Source organism: Pseudoalteromonas sp. Ld19 (assembly GCF_045064135.1).
Classification (GTDB): Bacteria; Pseudomonadota; Gammaproteobacteria; order Enterobacterales; family Alteromonadaceae; genus Pseudoalteromonas; species Pseudoalteromonas aliena.
In genome coordinates, this window is sequence record NZ_JBISHA010000022.1 from 303,127 (window position 1) to 326,785 (window position 23,659).

The 23,659-nt window shown below is 38.5% G+C and carries 18 protein-coding genes; 8 read left to right on the top strand and 10 right to left on the bottom strand.

The window, feature by feature from the left end; translation table 11 throughout:
* Positions 1–2,235, bottom strand: coding sequence for an ABC transporter permease subunit (locus tag ACJJVZ_RS18260; RefSeq protein ID WP_405602521.1), 2,235 nt, complete (start codon positions 2,233–2,235; stop codon positions 1–3).
* Positions 2,236–2,606: 371 nt separating this feature from the next.
* Between ACJJVZ_RS18260 and ACJJVZ_RS18265 the strand changes: the two genes are divergently transcribed.
* From ACJJVZ_RS18265 to ACJJVZ_RS18275, 3 genes are all read left to right on the top strand, one after another.
* Positions 2,607–3,113: a glycine cleavage system protein R gene (locus ACJJVZ_RS18265; protein ID WP_077536839.1), complete on the top strand. Its 507-nt coding sequence runs from the start codon at positions 2,607–2,609 to the stop codon at positions 3,111–3,113.
* A gap of 96 nt (positions 3,114–3,209) precedes the next feature.
* Positions 3,210–5,297: a polyphosphate kinase 1 gene (gene ppk1 / locus ACJJVZ_RS18270; protein WP_193154930.1), complete on the top strand. Its 2,088-nt coding sequence runs from the start codon at positions 3,210–3,212 to the stop codon at positions 5,295–5,297.
* Positions 5,290–6,777 carry an exopolyphosphatase gene (locus tag ACJJVZ_RS18275; RefSeq protein ID WP_405602525.1) on the top strand — a complete coding sequence of 496 codons (1,488 nt, stop codon included), beginning with the start codon at positions 5,290–5,292 and terminating at the stop codon, positions 6,775–6,777. Before ppk1 ends, ACJJVZ_RS18275 begins: the two co-directional genes overlap by 8 nt.
* Before the next feature lie 122 nt (positions 6,778–6,899).
* Here ACJJVZ_RS18275 and ACJJVZ_RS18280 read toward each other — a convergent pair whose 3' ends face one another.
* The 3 genes from ACJJVZ_RS18280 to pmbA all read right to left on the bottom strand — a co-directional run bounded on the left by ACJJVZ_RS18280 (position 6,900) and on the right by pmbA (position 11,294).
* Positions 6,900–8,975 (bottom strand): M13 family metallopeptidase, encoded by a 2,076-nt coding sequence (locus ACJJVZ_RS18280; protein WP_405602527.1) that lies wholly within the window; start codon positions 8,973–8,975, stop codon positions 6,900–6,902.
* Between the two features lie 417 nt (positions 8,976–9,392).
* Positions 9,393–9,872, bottom strand: coding sequence for a DUF721 domain-containing protein (locus ACJJVZ_RS18285; protein WP_405602529.1), 480 nt, complete (start codon positions 9,870–9,872; stop codon positions 9,393–9,395).
* Positions 9,873–9,944: 72 nt separating this feature from the next.
* Positions 9,945–11,294, bottom strand: coding sequence for a metalloprotease PmbA (pmbA, locus tag ACJJVZ_RS18290; RefSeq protein WP_405602531.1), 1,350 nt, complete (start codon positions 11,292–11,294; stop codon positions 9,945–9,947).
* A 144-nt stretch (positions 11,295–11,438) separates the two neighbouring features.
* On the opposite strand from pmbA, the gene yjgA reads away from it, so the two are divergent.
* Together yjgA and hemN are read left to right on the top strand one after the other, a co-directional pair.
* A complete protein-coding gene (yjgA, locus tag ACJJVZ_RS18295) occupies positions 11,439–11,972 on the top strand; it encodes a ribosome biogenesis factor YjgA (protein WP_007582068.1) in 534 nt (177 codons plus the stop codon).
* 124 nt (positions 11,973–12,096) lie between these two features.
* On the top strand, positions 12,097–13,470 hold the full coding sequence (gene hemN, locus ACJJVZ_RS18300) for an oxygen-independent coproporphyrinogen III oxidase (protein ID WP_405602534.1): 1,374 nt from the start codon (positions 12,097–12,099) through the stop codon (positions 13,468–13,470).
* Positions 13,471–13,547: 77 nt separating this feature from the next.
* Here the strand turns inward: hemN and ACJJVZ_RS18305 are convergent, their stop codons facing one another.
* The 3 genes from ACJJVZ_RS18305 to ACJJVZ_RS18315 all read right to left on the bottom strand — a co-directional run bounded on the left by ACJJVZ_RS18305 (position 13,548) and on the right by ACJJVZ_RS18315 (position 16,056).
* Positions 13,548–14,063 carry a DUF2489 domain-containing protein gene (locus tag ACJJVZ_RS18305; RefSeq protein WP_405602537.1) on the bottom strand — a complete coding sequence of 172 codons (516 nt, stop codon included), beginning with the start codon at positions 14,061–14,063 and terminating at the stop codon, positions 13,548–13,550.
* A gap of 13 nt (positions 14,064–14,076) precedes the next feature.
* Positions 14,077–14,670 (bottom strand): Der GTPase-activating protein YihI, encoded by a 594-nt coding sequence (gene yihI / locus ACJJVZ_RS18310; protein ID WP_405602540.1) that lies wholly within the window; start codon positions 14,668–14,670, stop codon positions 14,077–14,079.
* A 753-nt stretch (positions 14,671–15,423) separates the two neighbouring features.
* Positions 15,424–16,056, bottom strand: a complete 633-nt coding sequence (locus ACJJVZ_RS18315; RefSeq protein ID WP_077536830.1) for a cytochrome c — start codon at positions 16,054–16,056, stop codon at positions 15,424–15,426.
* 281 nt (positions 16,057–16,337) lie between these two features.
* On the opposite strand from ACJJVZ_RS18315, the gene yihA reads away from it, so the two are divergent.
* Positions 16,338–17,003: a ribosome biogenesis GTP-binding protein YihA/YsxC gene (yihA, locus tag ACJJVZ_RS18320; RefSeq protein ID WP_193154937.1), complete on the top strand. Its 666-nt coding sequence runs from the start codon at positions 16,338–16,340 to the stop codon at positions 17,001–17,003.
* A gap of 10 nt (positions 17,004–17,013) precedes the next feature.
* Here yihA and ACJJVZ_RS18325 read toward each other — a convergent pair whose 3' ends face one another.
* Both ACJJVZ_RS18325 and ACJJVZ_RS18330 read right to left on the bottom strand, forming a co-directional pair.
* Positions 17,014–17,532 carry a DUF1285 domain-containing protein gene (locus ACJJVZ_RS18325; protein ID WP_405602543.1) on the bottom strand — a complete coding sequence of 173 codons (519 nt, stop codon included), beginning with the start codon at positions 17,530–17,532 and terminating at the stop codon, positions 17,014–17,016.
* On the bottom strand, positions 17,529–18,116 hold the full coding sequence (locus tag ACJJVZ_RS18330; RefSeq protein WP_193154939.1) for a YceI family protein: 588 nt from the start codon (positions 18,114–18,116) through the stop codon (positions 17,529–17,531). The genes ACJJVZ_RS18325 and ACJJVZ_RS18330 overlap by 4 nt, the downstream gene beginning before the upstream one ends.
* A gap of 708 nt (positions 18,117–18,824) precedes the next feature.
* Here ACJJVZ_RS18330 and ACJJVZ_RS18335 point away from each other — a divergent pair.
* Positions 18,825–19,745 carry a triacylglycerol lipase gene (locus ACJJVZ_RS18335; protein ID WP_193154940.1) on the top strand — a complete coding sequence of 307 codons (921 nt, stop codon included), beginning with the start codon at positions 18,825–18,827 and terminating at the stop codon, positions 19,743–19,745.
* 3 nt (positions 19,746–19,748) lie between these two features.
* The gene (locus ACJJVZ_RS18340) at positions 19,749–20,549 is read left to right on the top strand and encodes a lipase secretion chaperone (protein WP_193154941.1); all 801 of its coding nucleotides are present in this window, start codon (positions 19,749–19,751) and stop codon (positions 20,547–20,549) included.
* 45 nt (positions 20,550–20,594) lie between these two features.
* Here ACJJVZ_RS18340 and polA read toward each other — a convergent pair whose 3' ends face one another.
* Positions 20,595–23,330 carry a DNA polymerase I gene (gene polA, locus ACJJVZ_RS18345; protein ID WP_405602546.1) on the bottom strand — a complete coding sequence of 912 codons (2,736 nt, stop codon included), beginning with the start codon at positions 23,328–23,330 and terminating at the stop codon, positions 20,595–20,597.
* Between the last annotated feature and the right edge of the window lie 329 nt (positions 23,331–23,659).

Sequence of the window (23,659 nt, forward strand, 5' to 3'; positions counted from 1 at the left end):
TTACATTGAGCTGTATTTTTCACGCAATTGCTGGCGAACAAACTCAGCGATTGTGTTGAAAATAAAGGTGAATATGAATAGTACAAAAGCCGCTAAAAATAATATTCTATAGTGTGAACTGCCTACTTCTGATTCTGGCATTTCAACTGCAATATTTGCTGCAAGCGTCCGCATTCCTTGAAAAATACTCCAATCCATTATTGGTGTATTACCGGTGGCCATCAGTACAATCATTGTTTCACCAACAGCACGGCCCAACCCCATCATTACGGCGGAAAAAATACCAGGGCTGGCAGTTAGCAATACAACACGTACAAGTGTTTGCCACTGAGTTGCACCCAACGCTAATGAACCGTTTGATAAATGCTTAGGTACACTAAACACAGCATCTTCTGCTATTGAGAAAATAGTAGGAATAACCGCAAAGCCCATCGCAATACCAACAACTAGTGAGTTACGTTGATCGAACGTCATACCAAGTTCATTTGTTAAATATTGACGTACGTTGCCGTCAAACATCCAAAGCTCAATCGTTTCGCTCATCGCAAATGAAAACCAGCCAATAAATAACACAACGGGTATAAGGATTATTGAATGAGAGCCTTCAGGAATTTTATGACGAATACCAGCTGGCAATTTAGTCCACCCAAATGCAGCACCTAAAATACCTAGCGGTAATAAGATGAGCAATCCAACAATTGCGGGTAGATGCTCTTCAATCAGTGGTGCTAACCAAAGGCCCGCTAAAAAGCCCAAAATAACAGTCGGCAGTGCTTCCATTATTTCTACTGTTGGTTTAACAACTTTACGTAATCCGCTCGACATAAAGTAAGCAGTGTAAATAGCCGATGACAATGCAATTGGTACTGCAAATAACATGGCGTAGAATGCGGCCTTAATTGTACCAAACGAAATTGGCACTAATGAAAACTTAGATTCAAAGTCATCACTGGCTGAGGTTGATTGCCAAATATAAGCAGGCTCTGGGTAACCTTCATACCATACTTCTTGCCAAAGTGCTGACCACGTTACTTCTGGATGTTCATTGTGTATTTCTAGTACCGTTAATTTGTCATCCGCTAAAATTAATGCGGCATTAGAGCGTGGTGCAATTGCAAAGTTTTTAATTTCACCTTCACTTACTTTACCCTGCCATAATTTAGCTTCACTTGTTGTGTAGTAAACACCCAACTCACCATTACTGCTGGTAGTGAAAAATGTACGTCGGTAAAATTCTGTGAATATATTGAGTTTACTTTGTTTACTCGTCTCGAATGAACGAATTTTTTGATACTCTCGGCCAGTATCAGTATTCACTTCAAACCACTGTGAAACTTCACCATTATCATTAGCAAGCATTAACGAATTTGCACCCGCTAATAATTGAGCAGACACTATATTTGCGCGTTCTTCGTTGGCTGAAAGCAATTGTATTTGCTCAACATCGCTTGGGTCGCGTGTATCATATACATAAATTTGATTAGCCGAACGGATAAATGTACGCGTTGTATCTGGTGATATTAGAAGCTCATCTACACGGCCTTCGATATCAAGTTCAGTGCGCTGCACAACCCATTCAACATCTCCGGTAAACATATTTTCTTCAGCCACAAAGCTGCTGAATAAAACACGTTTATCTGCAGTTAACGCAACCACAGCCGTTTTATCCTCGTAATGACTAAACGCAAAGCGCTTAATTGCCGCTCCTTGCTCATCTACTGCTAATGCCATTTTACCAAGTGGATAATCAACACGTGGGGTTAATTTTCGCTTGTTGTTTGGAAAGGTAACTAAAAACTTAGGTACAACCACCACCACGGTGCCGTTTTTCAAGCCATAAGCATATTGCCCCTGAAACGGTGCGCTTGTTGCAAAACTACTTGCTTCGCTTGGCAATATGACATCGAGGGTTTTGAGTTTTTTACCGAAATTTGATTTTTCAATATTATAAAAATCAACTTGCCCTTGTTGACCTAATAAATAAGCCACCTCAGTTTGCTCTTCAACGCCTAAACCGACAATCTGATCTGCATTAGCAATGTTTAAGCTGTTACGCTTTTCAACTTTAGCTGATTCAAAAATTGGTTGTACTACATAAAGAAGATAAAAGAATATTAATAGCAGTGCCACTAATACCATTACCCCGCCTGCGGTTATGCCAAATTGGGCAAACCGATCTTTAAATAGACGGCTTCGATCCGTATTAAAAGTCGGTTTATTCGGATTGGAAGTCATCAAAACACCCTTAAATCTTAACGTTGCATAAATTATATTTCATCAAGATGACAGTAATGTTACAGCAGTAATAATAAGCTCTTAATAGCAACTATAAATAAAGCAGTTAAACAATTAGCTTAATAAAACTTTAAATGGGTGACTTATAAGTGAACTAAATTGTAAAATAATTGGACAAAGCATTTATCGAGGTCAATACTCACAAAGTATCAAATAGGCAATCGTAGCTTTAGAAAATGCATAGCATGTATATTAAATCCCGCTTTTATCAATTTAAAATTAGGACTTTATAGCTACACTTTAACAACCGATAAATTAAACACTTAGTGCCTACGCATTTACTTTCTTTGGCCTTAAAAAGAGAATTATTTATGAAGCAACTGGTTATTACTATTTTAGGGAAAGACCGCCCTGGATTAGTCGAGAATATTTCCTCGGTCGTATTGGAGAATCACGGAAACTGGCTTAGTAGTAACTTGAGCCATCTACTAGGTCACTTTGCAGGTATTATTCAACTTGAAGTAGCAGAGGAGCATTTTCAATCCTTACAAAGCGCACTCAATGCACTTCCCAAGCTCGATGTACGCATTGAAGCGGGTAACACTGAAATTGAACAATCATCACTTGAGCAAATTAATCTAGTTATTACAGGTAACGATCGCCCTGGTATTGTTCAAGAACTAGCAAGTGTGATACGCCATAAAGGGGCTAATATTACTCACTTAAATTCAAGACAACAAAGCGCACCTAATTGGGGAGTACCTATTTTTAGCGCTGTGGCGACAGTCACTTTGCCAAATGGAATGAATAAAGAAGAAGTTATTGATGCGCTCGAGTCAATAACAAGTGATCTAATCGTAGACACCGAAGAAGTATAATACTCCCTTATGCGTGCCACATCGCTGGCACGCATGTCATTTTAATGTCATTAAGTTACATTATATTTTATTCAGCATTAAATAGCGGAATGAAGTATGAATGCCCACATAGAACACACCCACGTTATTGAGTATTTTTCAAAGGAGTTAAGCTGGCTGTCGTTCAACGAACGTGTGCTGCAAGAAGCTAAAGACAAAAGTAACCCTATAATTGAGCGCATACGTTTTTTAGGTATTTTTTCTAATAACCTTGATGAGTTTTTCAGAGTCCGTGTAGCCGACGTTAAACGCCGCATTTTATTAAGCAAACTTCCCAATGCTAATTTTGAAGAAGACGAAGTACTACTAAGTCAGATACAAAAGAAAGTATTACTGCTTGGTAAAAAATTCAATCAAATTCACCAACAAATCTTAAATGATTTAACCACACATAATATTCACGTAAATAGACCTGAGAAGCTAAGTGAATTTCATTTAAATTGGTTAAAAAATTACTTTACTGACAATGTTCTACAACATATATCCCCAATCTTACTTGATGAAAATAGAGATTACTCAGATTACGTAAATGACACCATGACTTACTTATTTGTAGAAATGAGTGACGAGAAAAATCATTACGCAATGCTCGAAGTGCCAACCGATCGTGTACCAAGATTTATAAATTTACCAAGCGAGAAAACCCGCCGCCATAAAACTATTGTGATGCTTGATGATGTTATTTTATATTTTTTAAATGACGTATTCAGCAGCTTTTTTAGTTTTCAAACTATCCAAGGTCACTCAATTAAGCTTACCCGTGATGCCGAATATAATCTTGATGATGAATTAGAAGAGGGTCTGCTGGATAAGATGTCCAAAGGATTAAAACAACGTATTTATGCAGAACCTGTACGCTTAGTCTATGACGAAACGATGCCCGAAAGCATGCTTAAAGTAATGAAAAAACGGCTAAATGTAACCCATCATGATGCGCTGATCCCAGCTGGACGCTACCGTAATTTTAGAGATTTTATTGCCTTCCCTAATGTAGGCCGGCAGTATCTTGAAAATAAACCATTACCTGCATTACAAAGCACCGCGTTTAACAAACACACCAGCGTATTTGACGCTATTACCGAGCGAGATATTTTACTTTACTACCCATACCACACATTTAATCATTTACTGGAATATGTGCGCCAAGCAGCCTTTGATCCTAAAGTGACACAAATTAAAGTTAATATTTATCGTGTTGCAAGTAAATCGCGGCTTATTTCATCATTGATTAATGCCGCTAAAAATGGCAAACAAGTTACCGTAATGGTTGAGCTAAAGGCCCGTTTTGATGAACAAAATAATATTGAATGGGCAAAAATATTAAGCAGCGCAGGCATTAAAGTAATTTTTGGTATACCCGCGTTAAAAGTGCACAGCAAGTTGTGTATTATTCAACGTAAAGAAAAAGGCCAAATAGTAAAGTATGCGCATATTGGAACCGGTAATTTTCATGAAAAAACCGCCAAAATATATACCGACTTTAGTTTATTCACGAAACATGTCGGGATCTGTGAAGAATGCGACAGCGTATTTAGATTTATAGAAAGCAGCTATAAGCCTTTTAGTTTTGAATACTTAATGCTATCACCTATCAATGCTCGTGACACTTTACTCGATTTAATCGATAAAGAAATTCAACACGTCGAAAATGGTTTTGCCGGTAAAATTACCGTTAAAGTAAATAATTTGGTCGACAAGCAGCTTGTTGATAAGCTTTATCATGCTGGTCGTTGTGGCGTCAAAATTCGCATTATTGTGCGCGGTATGTGCTCATTAATACCTGGGGTAGCCAAGTTTAGCGATAACATAAGAGTGATTAGTATTGTTGATCGTTTTTTAGAGCATCCTCGCGTAATGGTGTTTGGTAATAACGGCGAGGACAAAGTGTATATTTCGTCTGCTGATTGGATGACCCGTAATCTTGACCATCGTGTTGAAGTGGGCGTGCCAATTTTAGACGCTAAATTAAAGCTGCTCATTATTGATATTTTAGAGCTACAATTTAAAGACCGCACAAAAGCACGCTTAATCGACAAAGAACAAAAAAACACTTATGTGCGACGTGGGAATCGTAAAAAAATTCGTTCACAAATAGCGACTTATGATCATCTAAAAAAATGGGAAAGTAATTATAACAATGAGTAATCGCCCATCTATAGCCGCTGTCGATTTAGGCTCGAATAGCTTTCACTTAGTCGTTGCTCGTGAAGTTGATGGCACACTGCAAATTTTACATAAAGAAAAGCAGCGTGTGTATTTAGCTGATAGCTTCGATGATAAGTCAAAACTAAGCCAGTATGCTATTGATCGCGCTTTAGTCGTGCTAAAACAGTTTGCTAAAACTCTGCAAGATTTCCCTGCCTGTAATGTAAAAGTAGCGGCAACCCATACCTTTAGACGCGCTAAAAATATCCATGCCTTTTTAGCACACGCAAATGAGGTATTTCCATTTCATATTAACGTTATTGCAGGACAAGAAGAAGCTCGTCTTATTTATCAAGGTGTTGCCCACTACCTACATAATGAAGATAACCGTCTTGTAATTGATATTGGCGGTGGAAGTACAGAATTAATAATCGGCCAGCACTTTCAACACAAACTACTTACTAGCCGTAATATGGGTTGTGTTAGTTACACAAATCAATTTTTTATTGATGGTATAATTAGCCCTAAGCACTTCAATAAAGCTGAAATAAAAGCGGGGCAAGAAATAGAAGTTATTTTTGCTAGTTACATAAACGAAGGCTGGAAAAATGTTATTGGTACATCGGGTACAATTAAGGCAATACTCGCGATGATAAGTGCGAAAAAGCCACATCAATCTTGTATAACTTACGACGATTTAATTAACCTTAAACAACAATTTATCAGCGCTCAACGAATAGATAACCTGCTAATTGAAGGTTTAACGCCTGAACGCCAGCTTAGTATTTGTGGTGGCCTTGCCATCCTAATCGCTATTTTTAGAGAGTTTGCAATAACCCAGCTTACCTACAGCGACTTTTCGCTGCGTGAAGGGTTACTCCATGAAATGCAGCAAAAACTGGTTGATAACGACATTCGCAGTAATACCATTAATAATATAAGCGACAGATACACCGTAGATAAGACCCATGCAATCCGTGTTTCTGACACGGTTAGTTGGCTCTACGAACGCTTAAAAGGCCCATGGCAACTTAATAATCAAGACGATATTGCACTACTGATGTGGGCAGCAAAACTGCATGAAATTGGTTTATCTATAAACTCATCAGGCATAAATAAACACAGTGCCTATATTGTTGCCAATAGCCAATTACCTGGTTTTACGCAACAGGAGCAATTAATACTAAGTTCGCTTATTCGCTTTTATCGTAAGAAAATCAAGCTTAATGAACTCTCCGACTTTATAACCATCTCGCAGCAGCGAGTGCTTAAGCTTATTACTATTTTGCGTTTAGCTATTTTATTTAATCAAAAACGGCAAGCGAGTCAAAAGCCAAGCATGGAAATTAGCGCAAGCAGCACAGGGTTATTTATAAAATTTTGCGATGGCTACTTACAAGAATATACTCTACTACAAGCAGATTTAGAGCAAGAACAGTACTATCTCAAAAAAGTCGGTATCGCATTAAATTGCAGTTAATTACCGCGTTTATAGCGTTTATAGTAAGGCTGAAAGAATAAAATGATTATGGCGTATAAAAAAGCCAGTAAGCTAAATACTTACTGGCTTTTAATTAACCTTAAATCGGGGTAATTAGTTAATTACCAAATTTTTACGCGATCTTCTGGTTTGATATACATTTTGTCGCCTTCTTTTACGTCAAACGCTTTGTAAAATTCAGGCATATTCGACAAGATTCCGATTACACGGTAATGACTTGGTGAATGCGAGTCTGTCATTAAGCGATTACGTAATGCTTCATCACGATATTTACGACGCCAAATTTGTGACCACCCCATAAAGAAGCGTTGTTCGCCTGTGTAACCATCAATCACTGGGGCTTTTTTATCACCTAAAGATAGCATATATGCTTTGTGCGCAACGGTTAAGCCACCTAAGTCACCAATGTTTTCGCCAAGCGTTAGCTCGCCATTAACACTTGCATCTTCAAATGGTTTGTACTCGTTATACTGTGCAACTAAAGCAGCGCTTCGCTCTTCAAATTGCTTAAGATCTGACTCGCTCCACCAATTACGTAAGTTACCGTCACCGTCATATTTAGCGCCTTGGTCGTCAAAACCATGCCCAAGTTCATGCCCTATTACTGCGCCAATTGCGCCGTAGTTTACTGCATCATCTGCTTCTAAGTTAAAGAATGGCGGTTGTAAAATAGCGGCTGGAAATACAATTTCGTTGTTTACTGGGTTGTAGTAAGCATTTACTGTTTGCGGTGTCATGTGCCACTCAGAACGATCAACTGGTTTACCCAATTTTGCAATCATGTCTGCGTATGCCCATTCGCTATAACGAATGTAGTTACCAACTAGCTCATCTGAGTTAATTTTTAGCTCAGAGTAATCTTTCCACGTATCTGGATAACCAATTTTAGGCGTAAATTTGTCTAACTTTTCTTTCGCTGCAATTTTAGTTTCAGGGCTCATCCACTCAAGGTTCTCGATAGCAACACCGTAACCTTTAATTACGTTATCAACTAACTCTTCCATGCGCGCTTTCGCTTCTGGTGGGAAGTTATCTTTAACGTATACTTTACCTAAAATTTCACCAAGTACACTGTTAGATGCATCAACTGCTTGCTTCCAAAGTGGTGCTTGCTCTTCTACACCGCGCAGTGTTGTACTGTAAAAGTCGAAATTAAGGTTAACTAGATCTTCACTAAGTAGTTCTGCATAACCACTTACAAAATGAAATTTTAAGTAGTTTTTCCACGTTGCTAAACCAGTGTCTTTATAAATAGTAGCAAGTGCTTCTAAGTAGCTTGGTTGACGTACAATAATGTCATTTGCACTTACGCCTGCATCTTTAAAAAATTCGGCTAAATCAAGGTCGCCCATCAGTTTACTAGCATCTGCTACTGTCATCTTGTTATAAGATTTAGTTGCATCACGACTTTGCACACGGCTCCACTGAGCATCAGCTAATGTTTTTTCAAATGCAAGCACGCTCTCAGCTGCTTCTGCTGCATTCTTAACGCCTGACTTAGCTAAAATATCGGTGATGTATTGCTCATAAGATGCACGAATTTTAGTGAATTTTTCGTCATCTTTTAAGTAATAGTCACGATCTGGTAAACCAAGACCCGACTGAGATAAGTACAATGCATACTCGCTTGAGTTTTTAGCATCGTTATTTACAAACCAACCAAACGGTAAACTACCACCTTGTTTTTGAACTTTAGCCATTAAGCCCATTAAATCTGCTTTAGATTTAACGCTATCAATCGTGTCTATTGATGGTTGTAATGGCGTAATACCTAGCTCATTACGAGAAGCTTGATTCATGTAACTTTTGTAAAATGCACCAATTTTATATTCATCGCTGCCTTTTTCAGCGGCTTTGTTAGCGGCTGCACTTTCAAGGGCTATTTTCATCGCTTTTTGCGACTCATCATATAACTGCGAAAAAGAACCGTAGTTAGATTTATCACCTGGTATTTCAGTTTTAGCTAACCACTGGCCATTTACATGGTAGTAAAAATCGTCTTGTGCACGAACTGAACTATCCATATTAGCGAGTTCAATACCAAGCTCTAGTGGTTTTTCAGCAGGCGCTGTTACTACTGGAGTGTCGGTTACTTTAGCTTCTTGTTGTTTTTCACCACAACCTACTAAACCAAGTGCAAGCGCGATGCTCGCAGCGGCCATTGTTACTTTATTCATAATGATTCCGTTTGTTAGTTAGAATTTAATATCAACCTGCTTATATATGGGGTCTATTTAACGTTAAGAAAATTACGCTAGAACTAGGCAAAATTTTTTGTATCTAGTTGTTCTAAATAAAAAATTTTAACGACGTTATAGTGCAATTTAATTCGTTAAGTTGATCAAAGATTTATGCGGGTTGGTATCACATACCAACTCCATTAAATTCTTGAATATAGCAGGAGTAAAAATAGCACTGCCTATACGCTTTTACTTAATGGAATGGGTATCAAGGGGCTTTAAATAATAAAAAGCACCATGAAGTATCATAAACCTCATTAAGCCAACAATAAAATAGAATATGTAACAAAGTATTTTGAATACGGTGAGCTGCCAAATTAGCCCCACCAATAACAAGATGGTGGGTAGTTAAGGCTAACTTTTATTTTTTCCATGAAGCGCTAAACGTTCTAGCTTTTCTTTTAAAGAAGGAGGTGCAGAAGCTGCTATTGCATTTAAGTAATCCGCTGTTTGTTCACTCATTTTTCGTGAATTGGTAACTGTAGGACTACCCGACTTGTTCGCGGTACTTAATCGCTGAGTCGCTTGAGGATTTGCAGTGATTTTTATTTGTCCGAGCTCTGCCATTCCAGCGGCTCTAAAATGCGAAAGCATATCCATTTTTAAGTAATTAAGTCTAAGCGCAATAGGTGCCGACACCGCCTCTATCATTAGCGTGCCGTCTCGGTAATTACTAACTCGGCATTTATCACCCAATTTAGGTCCTAAAAAATCTTTTAATAAGGTTTGCTGTGTATCAAGTGTTTGGCTTTTGCCCGCATAAGCCGATAAACGATTATTTAACCCCGCCATAATATCGGTTAGCGGTTTTGGTGCATATCTATCTTTAGCCATTTTACACCTCGTAAAAACTCACTTAGACCCAGAGATAATACTCTCGGTCTAAGTATACACTGCGTATTAATACTACGCGCCGGCTATTTGCATTTGCTCTATTAATACTGAACCAGTTTGAATACCACCACGACGTTCTATATCACCACCAATAGCAGAAATACCTTTAAACATGTCTTTTAAATTACCGGCAATGGTAATTTCGCTTACCGGATATTGAATTTCACCATTTTCAATCCAAAAGCCAGCAGCACCACGTGAGTAATCACCCGTTACTGTATTTACGCCCTGCCCCATTAGCTCGGTTACTAATAAGCCTGTGCCCATGGTTTTTAATAGTGCAGCTAAATCGTTATGAGTTTGCTCAACAAGCCAGTTATGTATACCGCCAGCGTGGCCTGTTGGCTTCATATTCATTTTACGCGCGGCATAGCTTGCTAATAAATAAGTTTGTAACTCGCCGCCTTGAATAATTTCTCTGTCGAATGTTTTAACGCCTTCGCTATCAAACGGTGACGATGCCAAGCCTTTCAAAATATGCGGACGCTCTGCAATGTTTACGCAATTACTAAATACTTGTGTGCCCAAACTATCAAGTAAAAAACTTGATTTACGATAAAGCGCGCCACCACCAATGGCCGACACTAAGTGACCAAACAATGAGTTTGCAATGTCTGCTCTAAAAACAACCGGAACTTTCATTGTGCCTAACTTTTGGCTGTTTAATTTGGCTAATGTTTCAGCAGCGGCTTCAAGACCCACTGCTGCTGCATCATTTAAACCCGCTTGATCGCGCGCCACTGTGTAAGCAGAGTCCCGTTGCATGTGTTCGCCATCTTGACCTATTACCATAGTGCTAATGCTATGACGAGTACGTGGAAAACCCGTTATCAAACCATGGCTATTACCGTACACACGTAACCCTTGGTGCGATGAAAAACTCGCGCCATCTGAATTAACAATACGCTCATCTGCATTTAATGCAGCCTGCTCAGCTGCATGACAAAGCTCAATACCTTCCTCTGGGCTTACATCCCAAGGATGGTATAAATCTAAATCTTTAGGATTAAATTCAAGTAACTCTTTATCAGCAACGCCATTGAATGGGTCATCCGATGTAAATTTGGCTATATCAATCGCTTTTTCGACTACCGTGCGTAATGTTTTTGGATTTAAATCAGCGGTTGACGCCGAGCCTTTATTATTACCAACATATACGCTAATGCCTAAGCCGCCATCTTGGTTAAACTCAATGGTTTCTACTTCACCCATTCGTGTACTAACCGATAAACCAGACGTACTAGACATGGCCGCTTCTGCAGCTGTCGCGCCTAATTTTTTAGCATGTTCGAGTACTTCTGCTACCGCATCTTTAACTTGCGATATTTGCGAATAAATTGGATCGTTTTGTTGGCTTTTCATAAATTAAGTCCTGAGCCTTAGGGGCATAATGCACGCATTTCTTATATTTAAATGCTAACACACTCAATGCATCACATCAGCTAATATTCCTAAGTATCATATTCATGTATAATGGCAAAAGTTATTTTTATTTAAGAGCACCCCATGGCAAAGAAAAAAGGCAAGCCTGCTGAAATTGAAGAAGAAATTGAATATGTATCAAGAACGGAGCTTAAGCGTGAAGCGCAAGAGTTTCATCAGTTAGGTACTGAAATTGCCAAAATGGGTAAAAAACAGCGCGAACGCCTACCATTAAATGATGATTTAAAAGCGGCCATGGTAGTCGCTGATAAAATTAGCAATAAAAGCGACGCGTACCGCCGTCACTTAAATTACATTGCTAAAACGTTGCGTACTGTAGAAAACATTGACGCTATTAGAGCGATTATCGATGTAATGCTTAATAAAAATAACCAAGCTGAAGTATTGGTCAAAAAAATTGAGCAACTACGTTCAGATTTAATTGAACAAGGCGATGACCTTATTAATGAGACGATTGAACAGTTTCCGTCTCTTGATCGTCAACAAATGCGCCAATTAGTTCGTAATGCGGCAAAAGAAGCGAAAGCTGAAAAGCCAGGTAAAGGTTATAAAGAGTTATTCCAATATCTCAAAGATGCACATACCGTTACGTATTAGTTTATGTCGTATTAACTTATATTTTATTAAAAAGGTGCTTTGGCACCTTTTTTGTTATAGATCAAACTGCCTCCCTGTGTACTTTTTTATAATCTCCCCCTAAATAAATACTTAGGTGCGCGTGATGATTAAACTTCCACAGTGGGATGAAACCCTAATAAACAAATATAATGTGTCTGGCCCCCGTTACACCTCGTATCCCACCGCTTTATCGCTGAGTGATGAGTATCAGCAGCAGGACTTACTAAGCGCGATAGAATCATCAAATAGTCGCTCACTCTCTTTGTATATTCATATTCCGTTTTGTAGCCAGCTTTGCTACTACTGTGGCTGCAATAAAATAATCACACGCCACCAATCTAAAGCAGATATTTATCTCGATTTTTTAGCAAAAGAAATTATTGCTCAGGCTCATTTATTTAAAAACTACACGGTTGAGCAATTACATTTAGGTGGCGGTACACCCACTTTTTTAACCGCAAAACAAATGACCCGTTTAATAAAGCTTTTAGAGCAGCACTTTAATTTTACGCGAACTACTGAACGCGGCATTGAAATAGACCCACGCTCACTTGCCGATAATATGCTTGTTGATTTAAGAATGCTTGGCTTTAATCGTGTCTCGTTTGGGATTCAAGACTTTAACGATGACGTACAGCTTGCTGTTAATCGCCCGCAAAATGCAGATACCGTTAAGCAATTAATTACACAAGCTCGCGAACTGGGGTTTCAATCTATTAATGCAGATATGATTTATGGGCTACCACTACAAACACCACAGAGCTTTAAACAAACTATAAAGCAACTTATTGAGTTAAGCCCTGACCGAGTATCGGTGTTTAACTATGCGCACTTACCAGAGCGCTTTGCCGCACAGCGAAAAATTAAAGAGGTAGATTTACCCAGTGCACATAATAAACTCACCATGTTTAAAAATACGCTAGAACAAATGACGCAAGCAGGGTATCAGTTTATTGGTATGGACCACTTTGCAAAAATTGATAACGAACTAGCTGTTGCACAAAATAAAGGTAAATTACACCGTAATTTTCAAGGTTACACAACACATGGAAATTGTGATTTATTAGGCTTAGGTGTGTCATCAATTTCACAAATTGGCACTGCCATTTTACAAAATCAAAAAGAATTAAAGCATTATTACCACAGCGTAGAAATACAAAACGGCTGTGCTCTTAATAAAGGTATGCACTTAACACATGACGATGTAATTCGTGCTGATGCAATTAAGCAGCTAATTTGCCAGTTTGAATTAGATATACAAGCGTTTAGCGAAAAACATACGCTTGTATTTAATGACTACTTTAAAGATGCGTTAATTGCGCTTGCACCGCTCATTAAAGATGAGTTGCTAACGATAACTGAGCATAAAATTAGCGTGACACCACGCGGTAACTTATTTATTCGTATTATTTGCATGTGCTTTGACGCTCATTTACAAAAACAAATTAACGCAACGCGCTTTTCAAGAGTGATTTAGCCTGAACTCTGGATAATAAATACATCGGCACAAAAAAAAGCAGACCTAGGTCTGCTTTTTGTATTTGAGTTGTAGCTTTAATTAAAAACCACTTTATCGCTGCCTGGAGCGGCTTTAAACTCGATGATAATTTTAGCGCAATCGGCTTTAACTTCATCTTTAAGTGTTTCTTCAGCTTGCCAGCGAGCTTTATCTAGCTTAAAAATCTCTTTTTTAGCGTATTTTTTACGTGCATCGTGCGTCGGCATTTCTTTAACTACCTGATACATTTTATAAATACCAGGATATTTAACAGTCAAATCTTGCTCGTTCTCAAAGCTATATTGAGACATAAGTACCCAAATGCGTAAACAGCCTTCAGAAAACTCACACTGCTCTTCATTCATTGCACGTGCAATTAAATGAATACTATCGGCTAGTTTTGCGTTTCGCTTTAAACGCGACTTTTCAAGCTTTTGCTTTTGTTCAGCCTGCGTTTTAGCAATTAACTTTTTTTGCGCATTTAACTTATACAGCAACTGACCGGCATAGAATGCTAAACCAGCTATTATAGCCGCGCCTGAAAACAAGGCCAAAATTATCGCAGTACTCATTAATTACCCTTAATTACTTATCTTCTTCATCATCTAGCCATTCATTTGCTAAATCATTTGATAGATACTGATCAAAGTCTGAGTTTGAATTATCTTCGTCAATAAAGTCATCTTCAAGCTCTGGCTCATCGTCGTCTTCAAGCCCTAACAATTCGCATAAAACCTGATGACGAGCAATGCGGCTATTAAAGTACTTGGCATCTTTACCCGTTAATAGCTCACCGCCTTCGTGACGCTCTACTAATTTAAGTAAACGCACATCGTTTTCAAGCACTTCAAGCTCTTGCTCTGGTGTAAACTCAGGTTGCACAACTTTTTTAAGCTCAATTGTTGGCTTTAAGTTACGTTTCATTTCTACTTTTGGTTCAACAGTCGTTGCAACTAGTGGCACTGGTTTTTTACTACCAATGCGCTTATCTCTAGAGCCTGACTGTGAATTTTGGCTATCGCCATTTAATGCATCAGGTGCATTACGCGAACCAGGCTTAGCACCTTTGGTTTTTTTAACTCGCTGCTCTTTTAATGCGCGCATTTCTTTAAGCTTATCTTGGCTTAAACGAACAGGTCCGTTTGCTGGGCTTTTGCGTGACTTTTTAGTTCTACTCATATCTTGATCGTCTCACTTAAGAGGTTTTGAGCGAAGCGCAAATTAATGGGCATCGCAGTGCTGGCCTAGCCAGAAGAATTCAGTTTGCGCTATAGAGGTTGGGTTTCCCATTTAAAAGCGCCTTAGCTAATTAATCGCTAATTTTAAACGGTGGGTATTGTAACAGGACAAATAAAAAGGCGGTAGAGAAAACATCTCTACCGCCTGCTAATCTGAGCGCCATTATCTGGACACTTCTCCCTTCGACTTTTTTTAGTCTTTATTATTTTTATTATTATCAGTCCGTATTGTTATTATTTTTACGTTCCTTGTTACATTCCATTTTGTTTTTATTATTAAACTTCCATGAGTTTTTTATTATTATCGGCCATCCTGACACTTTTTTATTATTTCCTTTAGTAGCACTAATCTTGTGCTATGTAGTCATGCCGCGCTACTTTCCTTGATAGTAATTTCCGTTTTATTATTGTTGTTTTGCGACAGTGGTTAATCTACTCGTTAATAACTTTGTTACAACTAATTTATATGTTTTTTCTTGCAGCATCTACGTTAACAAATTCAACTTCATTTAAATTACAATAACTTAATAAAAATAAAACTTTTAAAATAAGACTTTTCTTACACTACCGTATGGCCAATGTCTTACAAATAACAACGGCAATATCGCTAGTTTCAGGCACAAAAAAAGCAGCTTGAGCTGCTTTTTGTAAACATTGTAGTGTATTTATTAATTAAAATTAAATAAATACGACTTTAGTGTAAACCGCCTAAGTACTGAGAAAGCACTTCAATGTCTTTATCTGTTAATTTCTTCGCTATATCGCCCATCATACCATTTAGGTCATTATGACGTGTACCATCACGGAATTTTTCAAGCTGAGCTTTGATGTATCCTGGATGCTGAAAAGAAATTTTTGGAAATTTAGCCAGTGATGAGCCATTGCCACGTGGACCATGACATGCAGCACACGAAGGAATTCCTCGTTCGGCATCGCCTGCTTTAAATAACATTTCGCCAACTTCAACAACATCTTTAGGTGTAACACCTTCAGACATGTTCATTGAAGAAAAATAAGCAGATAGATCTTTCATGTCTTGCTCGCTAAGTGGCATAGCCATTGCGCTCATTACTGGATCCATACGCCCTTCTTTGCCGCCTGACGTCATACCTAATTTTAAATCCTTAAGTTGTTTAAGGATGTAATCTGGGTGTTGACCTGCAATTTTAGGGTAAATGTTAATCGGTGCATTACCGTCTGGGCCGTGACAAGCCGCACACGTTACTGATTTTTCTTTACCTGCGTTTACATCGCCATCAAATGCTGTTGCGTTGCTTGCTGACAACGCACCAAGCAATATTGTTAAAGATAGTGCTATTTTTTTCATGGTGAATTCTCTGTTTCCGACCCTGTATCATCTACAATCGTGATGCTGTAATAAACATATTCTACACGATAATAAATTCTCTGGCACGTTTTCTACACATATTAAGCTTATAATTTACAGGGTTTTGACTTAGATTAAGCTTTAACATGTTTTAAATGTACCACAGGCGTTGCTTTTAGGTGGTTAAATACGCTTTTTAATACATCCTTTATAGTATAAAATACGCGCCCTGAGTAAATTTGGTTTACTCAATGTTATTTTTTTAAGTTTTAGGAGAGCCTGTGCTCAAATCTCGTATCAAATATAATACTGCGTCTTTCGTAACAAGCGCTCCAGACATTACTAAATTACCTGCTGATACGGGAATTGAAGTTGCGTTTGCCGGTCGCTCCAATGCAGGTAAGTCAAGTGCATTAAATGCATTAACAGATCAAAAACTAGCACGTACCAGTAAAACGCCTGGCCGTACTCAACTGATCAACACATTCGATTTAGCTGATGTTGACGATATGCGCCTTATCGATTTGCCAGGTTATGGTTTTGCTAAAGTGCCAATCGAAATGAAAAAGAAATGGCAAAAGTCGTTAGGTGAATATCTGCAAAAGCGCCAAAGCTTAAAAGGTATCGTTATTTTAATGGATATTCGTCATCCTTTAAAAGATCTAGACCGCGATTTAATTAACTGGGCAATTGGTAGTGAAATTCCAGTATTGGCGCTATTGACTAAAGCTGACAAACTTAAGCAAGGCGCACGTAAAGCGCAAGTACTGCAAGTTCGCCGTGAATTAAGTACGCTTGATGGGGATATAACAGTCCATGCATTTTCATCACTAAAAGGCACGGGCTTACCAGAAGTTGCTAAAAAGCTAGATGAATGGTTTTTGGGCCCTATCATAGCAGTGCCACCTGCAGATAAAGCGACTGAGGAAACTAATCCAGACGCTTAATACGTCTGAATTACGATAAATAAAACTGTTTACCAGCAGATTTAATAAAGTAGCCGAGCTTATCAGTCTCGGCTTTTTCAGCCCACTGATAAAATACGCTTCGCGCAACACGCGCACTACACCCATTAGGTAGCTTTAAATAAGGCACTTTTGAGCCTTTATAATCTTTCACATACAAAGGCTGCTGAGCGCCCACCAACCACAGCCTATCCACATTATCGATGCAACACAAAACCTGCCCTTGTGCTGTATTTTCAAAACGCCAATCAACAATAATAAACGGTGCATCATCAACCGTTATTGTTATTTTTTCGACGGGTGTTTTTAAATAAAACAGCTCTTCTTCTTTACATAATACAGAAGCAAATAGCTTTACCATGGCGAGGCGTGTTATTTCGCTGCCTTCGTAAAACCATTTACCTTCATGATTAATGACAATTGGCAACTCACCACAATAAGTAGGCTGCCAACTATCAAAAGGTTTACTTGGCTCGCTTAATTGCTTGCTAAGCTCACTTAAAGAAATCACTGCTTTTTAAGTGTAATTGCAAACGTAACAGGCACAGCTGTTGCTATTGAAGGTAAGCCCGCTAATTTCTGCAGCTGTTTAACACCTTCCGTTATACCAAAATCATCGCTATTAATAATAATAGGTGTAAATGATGACACCGTTAAATCTCCATTTTGCGTACTATTAACCAGTACATCAATTACTAATGGCTTTTTATTACCATGAAAATCAAGCTCAGCTTTAATACCCTTCAATACATATTGACCGGGCTTTTTAATATTACTCAGCTCTTTAGTTAAATTTGCCGTTAAAACGGCATTTGGAAATTTAGCCGCTTCAAATAATAACGTTGTTAAACGTTCATTACGAATGGGGATTAAGGTTTCAGCTGATGTTAAATCAATACTAACGCTAAACTCACCTTTATCTGAAAGCATACCTTCGAGGTTAGTAAAATGGTGTGATTCAGCCACGGTATCTTTTTTAATCGAAACAAAACTCAACTGACTTTTATCATTTACTAATTGCCAGTTAGCTTGAGCGGCATTAGAAATAACCAAACTTGATAACGATAAACCTGCAATAGCTAACGCTTTAAACATAATGCACTCCTTAAATAAATATGAATAACCTGAACTCTGGATAATAAATTAATCTCAAACCGCTATTTTCAGCGCTAACTGCGTTGAATTTACTGAACACCTCTGGCTAGAGAAAAATAAATTTAAATATCATTATGGTCCAATGTGTTACCTCTTAACTGGAGTTTAGGTTAAATAGACCCTTGTTTGATGGTATCACCCGATGTTCCCCCAAACCATACTAAAATGTCGGATTCGATTTTTCATTACGACTTTATTTAAAAAGACGGCTTTAAGGTGCAGCTATGATCGATTTAAATTGGTATACAAGCTGAGTTTTGGATGAGTAATAAGTAGATTAATGTAAGGGGGGATAAAACAAAAAACGGCCCAACAAACACGTTGGTAGGCCGATATAGCAAACTGGGGAGAAGCTATCAATTTGTTGCACCTTTTCAGATGCATCATCAACAGGATGTCCTACAGGATAGGACGGGCGGCACTTTAACAAACTAGGCTTGAGAAATAAACTAAATAAAGGGATGAATTGAAAGAATTGATAAACATATAACTAATCCTACAAATTTCATTTTAATTTAACTTAAAATTAACATTGCTAAAATGTTAATTATTTGTTTTATTAGTAACGCGCTGAATAAAAAACACACAAATGAAATTGCTAATAGCAGTTTAATGACGTTATAAAACATACACAAAAGAGTACCATTTATGAAAAAAATATTTGTTCTATCTATTTGTAGCTTACTGTTTATTTTAAGCTTTGCAGCAAATGCAGGCTATACGCAAACTAAATATCCAATCGTTTTGACTCACGGAATAATGGGGTTTGACGACATCTTAGGTATTGATTACTTCTATCGTATTCCAACAAATCTAAGTAAAGATGGCGCTCGCGTTTATGTCACTTCAGTTTCATCTGTAAATAGCTCAGAGCAGCGAGGTGAGCAATTACTGCAACAAGTCGAACAAATAATGGCATTAACGGGCGCGTCTAAAGTTAATCTAATTGGTCATAGCCAAGGCGCGCAAAGTATTCGTTATGTCGCTTCTGTTCGTCCTGATATTATTGCTTCGGCAACCAGTGTCGGTGGCGTAAATTTTGGAAGCCCTGTTGCTGATGTTGTTCGTCAAGGCCTAATTCCTGGTTCAAAACTTGAAGGCGTTGCAAAAGCTGCATTTAATGCCTTTGGTGGATTAATCGGACTACTATCAGGTAATAATGGATTACCACAAAATGCTGTTGGAGCACTTGAGAGCTTAACCACGAAAGGTGCACTTGCGTTTAATCAGAAATATCCTGAAGGTTTACCCGCATCTCAGTGCGACCAAGGCACAATGCAAGCAAGTAATGGCGTTTATTACTTTTCATGGAGCGGCACTCGCACACTCACTAATGTTTTTGATCCCTCAGATGCTCCATTAGCGATTACGTCATTACTCATTCCTGGGGATGATGATGGATTAGTCTCACGTTGTAGTAGCCACCTTGGCTATGTTTTAAAAGACAACTACAAAATGAATCACCTTGATGAAGTAAATCAGATGATTGGCTTTCATCATATTTTTGAAACCGATCCACTTAGCGTTTATCGCCAGCACGCAAACCGTCTAAAAAACATGGGTTTGTAAATAATGTTTCGTTCATACTTTGTAGGGCTTGTGTTTATTATCACGGCCCTTGTTATTAGTTATTTTATCTTTCAGCCTAACAAGCAGACTCTTCCGCCAGATGTGAACATTCCAACGGCTGTTGATGATATGTTTGACCACATTATTCTAGCTGAGCAAGAACACGATAATTTTAGCATTACGCAAACACAGCAAGCCTGCACGCAAATACAACAATGTAAAAAACACGCGGCTTTATTTGCCCGTTATTTAAGCTTTAAAGAAGCCATTGCTGAACTACAAAATTCGCTAAACGGTTTATCGCTATCGGAACAATTAAAAGAGATGCTTGCGGTTCAAAGCCAATACTTTAACGACGATGAGATTGCGCTACTATTTGATGATGATAATCAGTGGCAACGCTATACCATTGCTAAACTCGAGATCAATCAAGATCGCCATATTAATGATGAGTTAAAGCAACAATTATTAGCAAACCTTGAGGGAGCATTACCTGAACACCTTACTCAAGCGCTAAAACCAAGCAAGCAGTTAAACGCATTAAATAATGAACTTGAACAAGCACTTATTAGTCAGGATTATAACCAGCTCGCAGGAGAGTTTGGTGATGCTGCCGCAACACGCTTAATTAACTTGCAACAACAACGCCTGCAATGGCAGAGCCTAAACTTACAATTAGTAACTCAAATTGATCAATTAAATAAGCAATACACTGGGCAACAAGCTCAACACATGATCACAGCTTTACTTGATGAGCATTTGACAACAAACCAAAAACGACGATTTTTGGCAATTAACCCATAAAAAATAACGCGGCAATTAGCCGCGTTATTTATAGCTTAAAATCAATTAATGAGCCTGCTCCCAGTTATCACCTTCATCAGCTTCAACTATGAGCGGCACATCAAGTGCAGCTGCTTGTGACATAAGTTCACAAATATGTTTTGTGTATTGTGCCGCGCACTCTGTTTTGATTTCAAATACCAATTCATCGTGTACCTGCATTAGTAGCTTAATCGTATTTGGCGCTTGTTCATGTACCCAGCGGTTAACACTCAGCATTGCCTTTTTAATAATATCAGCGGCAGTGCCTTGCATTGGTGCGTTTATAGCAGCACGTTCGGCTCCTTTTCTGCGCGCGCCATTACGTGCGTTTATTTCTGGTAAATGTAAGCGACGACCAAATATAGTTTCAACGTAGCCATTTTCAGCCGCTTTCTCGCGTGTTGTTTCCATGTACTCTAATACACCTGGAAAACGCTCAAAGTATTTATCTATGTAATGCTGCGCTTCGTGGCGTGGCACATCTAGTTGACGTGCTAAACCAAATGCAGACATACCATAAATTAAGCCAAAGTTTACTGCTTTAGCCTTACGGCGCATATCGGTAGTTACATCATCAAGCTCAACACCAAATACTTCAGCGGCAGTTGCACTATGTACATCTAAGCCGTTAGCAAATGCACTTAATAGACCTTTGTCTTGTGAAAGATGCGCCATAATACGCAGCTCAATTTGACTGTAATCCGCAGCGACAATTTTGTAACCATCTGCGGCTATAAACGCTTCACGAATACGGCGTCCTTCTTCTGAGCGAATTGGAATATTTTGTAAATTAGGATCCGTTGAGCTTAAACGCCCCGTGGCTGTTACGGCCTGATGATAAGAGGTATGCACACGCTGGGTTTTCTCATTCACCATTAATGGTAATTTATCGGTGTACGTTGATTTAAGCTTTGATAAACCACGGTGCTCTATAATTACTTTAGGTAACGGATAATCATGAGCAAGCTCTTGCAATACTTCTTCTGCGGTAGAAGGTGCACCTTTAGGCGTTTTTTTGATAATCGGCAGCTCAAGTTTTTCAAACAACAATACTTGTAGTTGCTTTGGAGAACTTAAGTTAAATGGTTCGCCTGCTATTTCAAACGCTTCTTTTTCAAGCTCAATTAAACGCTCACCTAAGCGCTGGCTATGCGCTGCAAGCATGTTGCTATCGATTGCAACACCGGTGCATTCAATATCAGAAATCACGCTAACAAGTGGTATTTCTATATCTTCGAATACAGATTTTAGCTTTTCATCTGCCGCTATTTTTGGCCAAAGCACCTCATGTAGGCGCAAAGTAATATCGGCATCTTCTGCAGCATATGGCGCTGCTTTTTCAAGTTCAATTTGATTAAAGGTAAGCTGCTTTTTACCTTTACCAGCAATATCTTCAAAGCTAATATTTTTATGGCCGAGGTATTTAAGAGCTAACGAGTCCATATCGTGGCGCGTGCCCACACTATTGAATACGTACGACTCAAGCATAGTGTCAAACTTAATGCCATTTAGCGCAAAACCTGCATTAGCTAATACGCTTTTATCGTATTTAAGGTTTTGCCCTACTTTAGCTTTGTTTGCATCTGCCAAAATTGGACCCAATTTTTGCATTACAAATTCAAGGCTTAATTGTTCTGGTGCACCCGGGTAGTCATGCGCTACCGGCAAATAAGCAGCTTCACCCGCTTTTACGGCAAAGCTCATGCCCACCAATTGCGCTTTCATGTAATCGAGGCTTGTTGTTTCAGTATCAAACGCAAATAACTCAGCACTATTTAATTGATCTATTAATGTATCAAACTGCGCTTGCGTCAAAATCGTTTCGTAATGAGCATCTTCTACTTTTGGTAATTCATTGGCTTCGGTAGGTACTGCTAAGTGACCTTCAGCATCTTTAGGGTTATCAAGTAACTCAGCTAACCAACGACGGAATTCGCACTCACCATATAATGCAATTAATTCGTCTTTGTTAGGCTCTTGAAGTTTGAATGTATCAAGATCAGATTCCACTTCAACATCGCACTTAATAGTTGCAAGTTCGTAGCTTAAAGGCAGATGATCAAGCGCAATTGCTAACTTTTCACCTATTTTACCTTTAATCTCACTGGCGTTATCCATTACACCTTGAAGAGAGCCATATTTTTCTAACCATTTAACCGCAGTTTTAGGGCCACAACCTTCAACGCCCGGAATGTTATCAACCTTGTCGCCCATTAATGCTAAGTAATCAATAATAAGTTCGGGGCCTACACCAAACTTTTCAACCACGGTGACGGGATCTGAAATACTGTCGGTCATCGTGTTTATTAGCGTAACGTGTTCATTAACAAGCTGCGCCATATCTTTATCGCCAGTAGAGACGAGTACATGGCGCTTTTGCTCTGATGCTATACGTGCAAATGTACCAATAACATCATCAGCTTCAACGCCTTCAATACTAATTAGCGGAAAGCCCATCGCTTTAATAATACTGTGTATCGGTGCTATTTGAGTGCGTAAGTCATCCGGCATTGGCGGACGATTTGCTTTATATTCGCTGTACATATCATTACGAAACGTTTTGCCTTTAGCGTCAAATATAACCACCATATGTGAGGGATCATATTGCCTGATCAAACTTTTAAGCATATTGATCACGCCATAAATAGCGCCCGTAGCCTCACCTTTAGAATTAGTTAAATGCGGCGGAGAATGATAAGCACGAAATAAATATGACGAGCCATCAACTAAAATAAGTGGGTTTTCGGGGATCTGAGCCATGGTGAATTTGGATCCTAAATGCAAAAAATTAAGGTAATTATAAGCATGCCATAAGGTAGTAAATAAAACGACAGAGAATTACTGCTTATCGTGTTATTAAAACTAGAGCAAGCTGTGGATAAGTGTGTAGATAACAGCCACAAGCTATTCTCCCAAAGCATTTTAAAATGCCTAGAAAATACTTTAACTACTTGTTTTTGTTTAAAAAAGATAATACGAGGTTCTTTTTTTATTATTTTAAACCAATGTGGAAAAAGGTTTTTTAATAACCGTTTATGTTGTTACTCACTTTGATTATTCCTATCCATTTGAATAACCGGAGGAGTATT

What these genes read in the sequence shown, in the direction of transcription:
- ACJJVZ_RS18280 (WP_405602527.1), bottom strand. Translation starts at nt 8,975, where the DNA reads ATGAATAAAGTAACAATGGCCGCTGCGAGCATCGCGCTTGCACTTGGT.
- pmbA (WP_405602531.1), bottom strand. Translation starts at nt 11,294, where the DNA reads ATGAAAAGCCAACAAAACGATCCAATTTATTCGCAAATATCGCAAGTT.
- ACJJVZ_RS18275 (WP_405602525.1), top strand. Translation starts at nt 5,290, where the DNA reads ATGAGTAATCGCCCATCTATAGCCGCTGTCGATTTAGGCTCGAATAGC.
- yihI (WP_405602540.1), bottom strand. Translation starts at nt 14,670, where the DNA reads ATGAGTAGAACTAAAAAGTCACGCAAAAGCCCAGCAAACGGACCTGTT.
- ACJJVZ_RS18340 (WP_193154941.1), top strand. Translation starts at nt 19,749, where the DNA reads ATGTTTCGTTCATACTTTGTAGGGCTTGTGTTTATTATCACGGCCCTT.
- ACJJVZ_RS18315 (WP_077536830.1), bottom strand. Translation starts at nt 16,056, where the DNA reads ATGAAAAAAATAGCACTATCTTTAACAATATTGCTTGGTGCGTTGTCA.
- ACJJVZ_RS18330 (WP_193154939.1), bottom strand. Translation starts at nt 18,116, where the DNA reads ATGTTTAAAGCGTTAGCTATTGCAGGTTTATCGTTATCAAGTTTGGTT.
- polA (WP_405602546.1), bottom strand. Translation starts at nt 23,330, where the DNA reads ATGGCTCAGATCCCCGAAAACCCACTTATTTTAGTTGATGGCTCGTCA.
- yjgA (WP_007582068.1), top strand. Translation starts at nt 11,439, where the DNA reads ATGGCAAAGAAAAAAGGCAAGCCTGCTGAAATTGAAGAAGAAATTGAA.
- hemN (WP_405602534.1), top strand. Translation starts at nt 12,097, where the DNA reads ATGATTAAACTTCCACAGTGGGATGAAACCCTAATAAACAAATATAAT.
- ACJJVZ_RS18285 (WP_405602529.1), bottom strand. Translation starts at nt 9,872, where the DNA reads ATGGCTAAAGATAGATATGCACCAAAACCGCTAACCGATATTATGGCG.
- ACJJVZ_RS18265 (WP_077536839.1), top strand. Translation starts at nt 2,607, where the DNA reads ATGAAGCAACTGGTTATTACTATTTTAGGGAAAGACCGCCCTGGATTA.
- ACJJVZ_RS18260 (WP_405602521.1), bottom strand. Translation starts at nt 2,235, where the DNA reads ATGACTTCCAATCCGAATAAACCGACTTTTAATACGGATCGAAGCCGT.
- ACJJVZ_RS18305 (WP_405602537.1), bottom strand. Translation starts at nt 14,063, where the DNA reads ATGAGTACTGCGATAATTTTGGCCTTGTTTTCAGGCGCGGCTATAATA.
- ppk1 (WP_193154930.1), top strand. Translation starts at nt 3,210, where the DNA reads ATGAATGCCCACATAGAACACACCCACGTTATTGAGTATTTTTCAAAG.
- ACJJVZ_RS18335 (WP_193154940.1), top strand. Translation starts at nt 18,825, where the DNA reads ATGAAAAAAATATTTGTTCTATCTATTTGTAGCTTACTGTTTATTTTA.